Origin of the sequence: Pseudomonas sp. ANT_J28 (assembly GCF_008370005.1) — a bacterium.
In the GTDB taxonomy this organism is placed as follows: Bacteria; Pseudomonadota; Gammaproteobacteria; order Pseudomonadales; family Pseudomonadaceae; genus Aquipseudomonas; species Aquipseudomonas frigoris.
This window is the reverse complement of record NZ_VOBM01000084.1, coordinates 1-4,879: the sequence shown is the minus strand read 5'-3', so window position 1 is coordinate 4,879 and position 4,879 is coordinate 1. Positions and strand designations below refer to the sequence as shown.

Genomic DNA, 4,879 nt, shown 5'->3' with positions numbered 1-4,879 from the left:
CGGCAGCATTGGTGTGCTCTTTATAGTAAAACGCCCCAGGCCTGCGAGGCCTAGGGCGGTGAAGATGTCTAAAACCCGGTATCCGGTTAACCGCAAGGCTGCTCCGCTTAAGTGAACAGCATTGCCGTCTGACGGGCCTTTTTGCATTTCAAGCCGGCAATCGGTTTTATTGATATACCGTAACAATAGTTGACCGATTTTCTAGGAGAAGCGGATAATGCGCGTCATCACGCATTATGGCGGCGTAACGCCGGGAGATAGTTAGCATGAGCGTCGAATCCTTCACCCCCACGGCTTTGCAATTCACCCACGGTGCCGCGCACAAGGTGAAGAGCCTGGTCGATGAAGAGGGGAATGATCGCTTGAAGCTGCGTGTATTCGTTACGGGCGGCGGTTGTTCAGGTTTTCAGTACGGCTTCACCTTCGATGAAGAAGTGGCCGATGACGACACCATTGTCGAGCGCGAAGGGGTGAGTCTGGTCGTTGATCCGATGAGCTTCCAGTACCTGGCAGGTGCCGAGGTGGATTATCAGGAAGGTCTGGAAGGTTCGCGCTTCGTGATCAAGAATCCGAACGCCAGCACCACGTGTGGCTGCGGCTCTTCGTTCTCGATCTGATCGTAATCGCCGCATCACAAGCGCCGCATGGCCTCAGGGCTCTGCGGCGTTTTGCTGTCCGGGATTGGGTATGGCTAGTCAGGCAGGGTAAATGGCGCCAAGTATGCGCGGGCCACGGGCGCCGGTGACGCTCGGGCGATTGGCAGCGATGCCTTCAAGGCAGCAATGGGCCAGCCAGGCGAAGGCCATGGCTTCGACCCAGTCCGGGTCTACACCGTAAGTCGCGGTGCTGCTGACTTTGGCGTTCGGCAGCAAGCTAGCCAAGCGGTGCATCAGCGTGGCGTTGTGGGCGCCGCCGCCGCAGATCAACAGTTCCTGGGTATCTGGTTGGGCGCTTTGCAGTGACTCGACGATGGTCAGGGCGGTCAGTTCGAGCAGGGTTGCCTGTACATCTTCTGCGGCGAAGGTCGGCAGTTTCGATAGATGCTGTGTCAGCCATGGCAGGTTGAACACTTCGCGGCCGGTGCTCTTGGGGCCTTTGGTCACGAAAAACGGATCACTCAGCAGTTCGTTCAGCAGAACCGGTTGGACCTTGCCGCTGGCAGCCCATTGGCCATCGCGATCAAAGTTGTCGCCGCGTTGCTGGTGAATCCAGGCATCCAGCAAGACATTGCCCGGGCCACAGTCGAAACCGGCTACGGGTTTGCCGGGCTCGATCAGGCTGAGGTTGCTGAAACCGCCGACGTTCAATACTGCGCGATTGCCTGCGCGCTCTTCAAACAACGCTTCGTGAAAGGCTGGGACCAGTGGGGCGCCTTGTCCGCCAGCCGCAACATCGCGGCTGCGGAAGTCGCTGACCACGGTGATGCCGGTCAACTCGGTCAGAAGGGCAGGATTGCCGATCTGCACGGTGAAGCCGCGCGCCGGTTCGTGGCGAATGGTCTGGCCGTGGCTGCCAATCGCACGAATGTCTTCGGGCTTCAGGTTTTGTTGGTCGAGGAGGGTGTGGATGCCCTGTGCTGCCAGCTTCACCCAGTTTTGTTGGGCGATGGCGGAGCGGACAATCTCGTCCGGGCCGCTGGCGCACAAGCCAAGCAGCTCGGTGCGCAGGGAGTCAGGCATTGGGGTGTAGTGCGTGGCGATCAGTTTGATCGCCGAGGCCAGCTCGACCAGCGCAATGTCCAGGCCATCGAGGCTGGTCCCGGACATCACACCTATATAGAGGGCCATGGCTTAGCGCTTGCTCGAAGCCAGTTGCGTGGATTTCTCTTGATCCATGCGCGCCATCAGCGGTTGGCTCTGGGCGAGGAAACGTGCGCGCTCGGCTTTGGAGATCGGATCGGCCATCGCCACCTTCTGGCCTAGTGGGTCGACGTGCACGCCATTGACCTGGAACTCGTAATGCAAGTGCGGTCCGGTGGAAAGTCCGGTGGTGCCGATGTAGCCGATCACCTGGCCTTGTTTGACGCTACTGCCAGTCTGCACGCCTTTGGCAAAGCCCTGCATGTGGCCGTAAAGCGTACGGTAGGTGTTGCCGTGCTGGATGATCACGGTATTGCCGTAGCCGCCACGGCGACCGGCCAACAACACTTTGCCGTCACCGGCTGCCTTGATTGGAGTGCCACGCGGCGCTGCATAGTCGACGCCTTTGTGAGCGCGGATCTTGTTCAGGATCGGGTGCTTGCGGCCCATCGAGAATTTCGAACTGATGCGGGCGAAATCTACCGGGGTACGGATAAACGCCTTGCGCATGCTGTTGCCGTCAGCAGTGTAGTAGCTGCTGTTGCCTTGTTTATTGGTGTAACGCACGGCGGTGTAGGTCTTGCCGCGGTTAGTGAAACGAGCGGAAAGGATCGGGCCATTGCCGACAGCCTTGCCATTGACGACTTTCTGTTCGTAGATGACATCGAATTCGTCACCCTGGCGAATATCCTGGGCGAAGTCGACGTCATAGCCAAACACGCTGGCCATGTCCATGGTCAGGCTATGGGACAAGCCGGCGCGTGCAGCGGACTGCGACAGGGAGCTGTTGATCACGCCATGAACGTAGGCAGAACGCACGGTAGGCTTTGCGGTAATGCGATTGAATGCATAACCCTTGTCATTCTTGGTCAGGGTGATGCTTTCGACGTCGCTGACCTTGCTGTGCAGATTGGTCAGCTGGCCATCGGGGCTCAGCTCGAATTCGAGCTTCTGGCCATGTTTGAGTTGGCTGAACTGCTTGGCTTGTTTGTCACTGGCCAGCACTTCATGCACCGAAGCTGCTGGAAGGCCGACTTTTTCAAACAGGGTGGAGAGCGTATCGCCTTTAGAAACGATCACTTCCCTGTGGTTTGGAGACTTTTTTTCTTCGATCACAGGTGCTGGCGCGGGTGCGGCCTGAGCGGTTTCCTGGGGTTCTTCGGCGCTGTTTTCGATCTGCGCAAAAGGGGACGCCGCTGGCTCATTTGTGGCTTGGACCGCTTCGGCAGCGTCTTGATCTTGTGTCAGTTGTTCAGCAGGGCTTTCCAGTTCAAGGCTCAGGGTCGTTTTTTTTGCTTCAACATCACTGGAAGGAAATACCAGAAGCGCCAGGCTCAGAAGGGCGGCGATGCCACTTGCTGCGAGCAGGTGGGTCTTCGGGTAAAGCGGCGGCGCTTTAGACGATTCTTTGGTCATAGGTGATTTTTGACTTTGAAAAAGATGAATTGGAAAAGATGAATGACATGATGAAGATGAAATAACTGTATAAAATATAACCAAATCATCCCTGAAGCAAGTCCGCGAACGCTGTGTCTGTGGATTGGTGTCCGTGCGCCGGGCAAAACTTGTATTTGACGCGCGATCTTGTATGGTTGGTTCCCTTTGAATTCGAGCCTTGCGGGTCTGTTATGAAGTCGGTTGAAGAGCAGCTAGCGCTGATTAAACGTGGTGCGGAAGAACTGTTGGTCGAGTCCGAGCTGATCGAAAAGCTCAAGCGTGGCCAGCCGCTACGTATTAAGGCAGGCTTCGATCCGACCGCGCCGGATTTGCACCTGGGTCATACCGTGCTTATTAATAAGCTGCGCCAGTTCCAGGAGCTGGGGCATCAGGTGATCTTCCTTATAGGTGACTTCACCGGGATGATCGGCGATCCGAGTGGCAAGAGTGCGACACGTCCTCCTCTTACCCGCGAGCAGGTTCTCGAGAATGCCGAGACCTACAAGACCCAGGTTTTCAAGATTCTTGATCCGGCGAAAACCGAAGTTGCGTTCAACTCCACCTGGATGGATCAGATGGGGCCGGCCGATTTCATTCGCCTGACGTCTCAGTACACCGTGGCTCGCATGCTCGAGCGCGACGACTTCTATAAGCGCTACAGCACCAATCAGCCAATCGCCATTCATGAGTTTCTCTACCCGCTGGTTCAGGGTTACGACTCGGTAGCCTTGCGCGCGGATGTCGAGCTGGGTGGTACAGATCAGAAGTTCAACCTGTTGATGGGGCGTGAACTGCAGCGTGGATATGGTCAAGAGGCTCAGTGCATTCTGACCATGCCGCTGCTCGAAGGTCTGGATGGCGTGAAGAAGATGTCCAAGTCCTTGGGCAACTACGTAGGTATTCAGGAAGCGCCGGGTGTGATGTACGGCAAACTGGTTTCCATTCCGGATGCGCTGATGTGGCGCTACTTCGAATTGCTCAGCTTCCGTTCCATGGATGAGATCAATGTATTCCGTGCTGATGTCGAGGCGGGTGCCAATCCGCGTGATATCAAGATCAAGCTGGCTGAAGAGATCGTTGCGCGTTTCCATGGTGAAGAGGCTGCGGCCAATGCTCACCGTGCGGCGGGTAACCGTATGAAGGAAGGCGAACTACCGGACGATCTGCCAGAGATTGAATTGGCTGCTACTGAAGACATGCCGATTGCTGCTGTCCTTAATAAGGCAGGTCTGGTCAAGAACTCGGCTGTCGCGCGGGACCTTCTAGGTTCTGGTGGTGTGCGTATAGATGGTGAGGTTGTCGATCGCACCTTTATATACGTACTGGGCGCTACCCATGTTTGCCAGGCTGGGAAGAAGGCATTTGCGCGTATTACGCTCAAATCCGAATAAAGCTCAAATTAGGGGTTGACGGCAGATTCTGGAAGTCTATAATTCGCCCCACTTCCGGCGCAGTCGAAACGGAAAACTCCTTGGTAAACAATGAGTTATGCAGTTTTCGACAGCGAGTTGCTTCGGGTCATCGAAGCCCAGAAGGAGTTGAAAGAGTGGTGTTGTTTGGCTCTTTTAACGATTCGATCTTCTCGGTCGAAAGCGGTGTAAAAGAGGTGTTGACAGCAGCGAGTAACGCTGTAGAATTCGCCT

Annotated in this window: 4 protein-coding genes; 2 read left to right on the top strand and 2 right to left on the bottom strand. The window is 56.1% G+C overall.

The window, feature by feature from the left end; translation table 11 throughout:
• Window positions 1-266: 266 nt before the first annotated feature.
• Window positions 267-617, top strand: a complete 351-nt coding sequence (gene erpA, locus FQ187_RS29580) for an iron-sulfur cluster insertion protein ErpA (protein ID WP_007947969.1) — start codon at window positions 267-269, stop codon at window positions 615-617.
• Between the two features lie 78 nt (window positions 618-695).
• On the opposite strand, the gene FQ187_RS29575 is transcribed toward erpA, so the two are convergent.
• Together FQ187_RS29575 and FQ187_RS29570 are read right to left on the bottom strand one after the other, a co-directional pair.
• The gene (locus FQ187_RS29575) at window positions 696-1,787 is read right to left on the bottom strand and encodes an anhydro-N-acetylmuramic acid kinase (RefSeq protein WP_149632190.1); all 1,092 of its coding nucleotides are present in this window, start codon (window positions 1,785-1,787) and stop codon (window positions 696-698) included.
• A gap of 3 nt (window positions 1,788-1,790) precedes the next feature.
• Entirely contained in the window at window positions 1,791-3,215 is a 1,425-nt protein-coding gene (locus tag FQ187_RS29570; protein ID WP_123368685.1) for a peptidoglycan DD-metalloendopeptidase family protein, read from the bottom strand.
• Window positions 3,216-3,427: 212 nt separating this feature from the next.
• Here FQ187_RS29570 and tyrS point away from each other — a divergent pair, with 212 nt between their 5' ends.
• Complete coding sequence (tyrS, locus tag FQ187_RS29560; RefSeq protein WP_149632189.1) at window positions 3,428-4,627, top strand: tyrosine--tRNA ligase; 1,200 nt, start codon at window positions 3,428-3,430, stop codon at window positions 4,625-4,627.
• The last annotated feature ends 252 nt before the right edge of the window (window positions 4,628-4,879 follow it).

Excerpts from the sequence above, each read along its gene's own strand:
- FQ187_RS29575 (WP_149632190.1), bottom strand. The coding sequence starts at position 1,787 with ATGGCCCTCTATATAGGTGTGATGTCCGGGACCAGCCTCGATGGCCTG.
- tyrS (WP_149632189.1), top strand. The coding sequence starts at position 3,428 with ATGAAGTCGGTTGAAGAGCAGCTAGCGCTGATTAAACGTGGTGCGGAA.
- erpA (WP_007947969.1), top strand. The coding sequence starts at position 267 with ATGAGCGTCGAATCCTTCACCCCCACGGCTTTGCAATTCACCCACGGT.
- FQ187_RS29570 (WP_123368685.1), bottom strand. The coding sequence starts at position 3,215 with ATGACCAAAGAATCGTCTAAAGCGCCGCCGCTTTACCCGAAGACCCAC.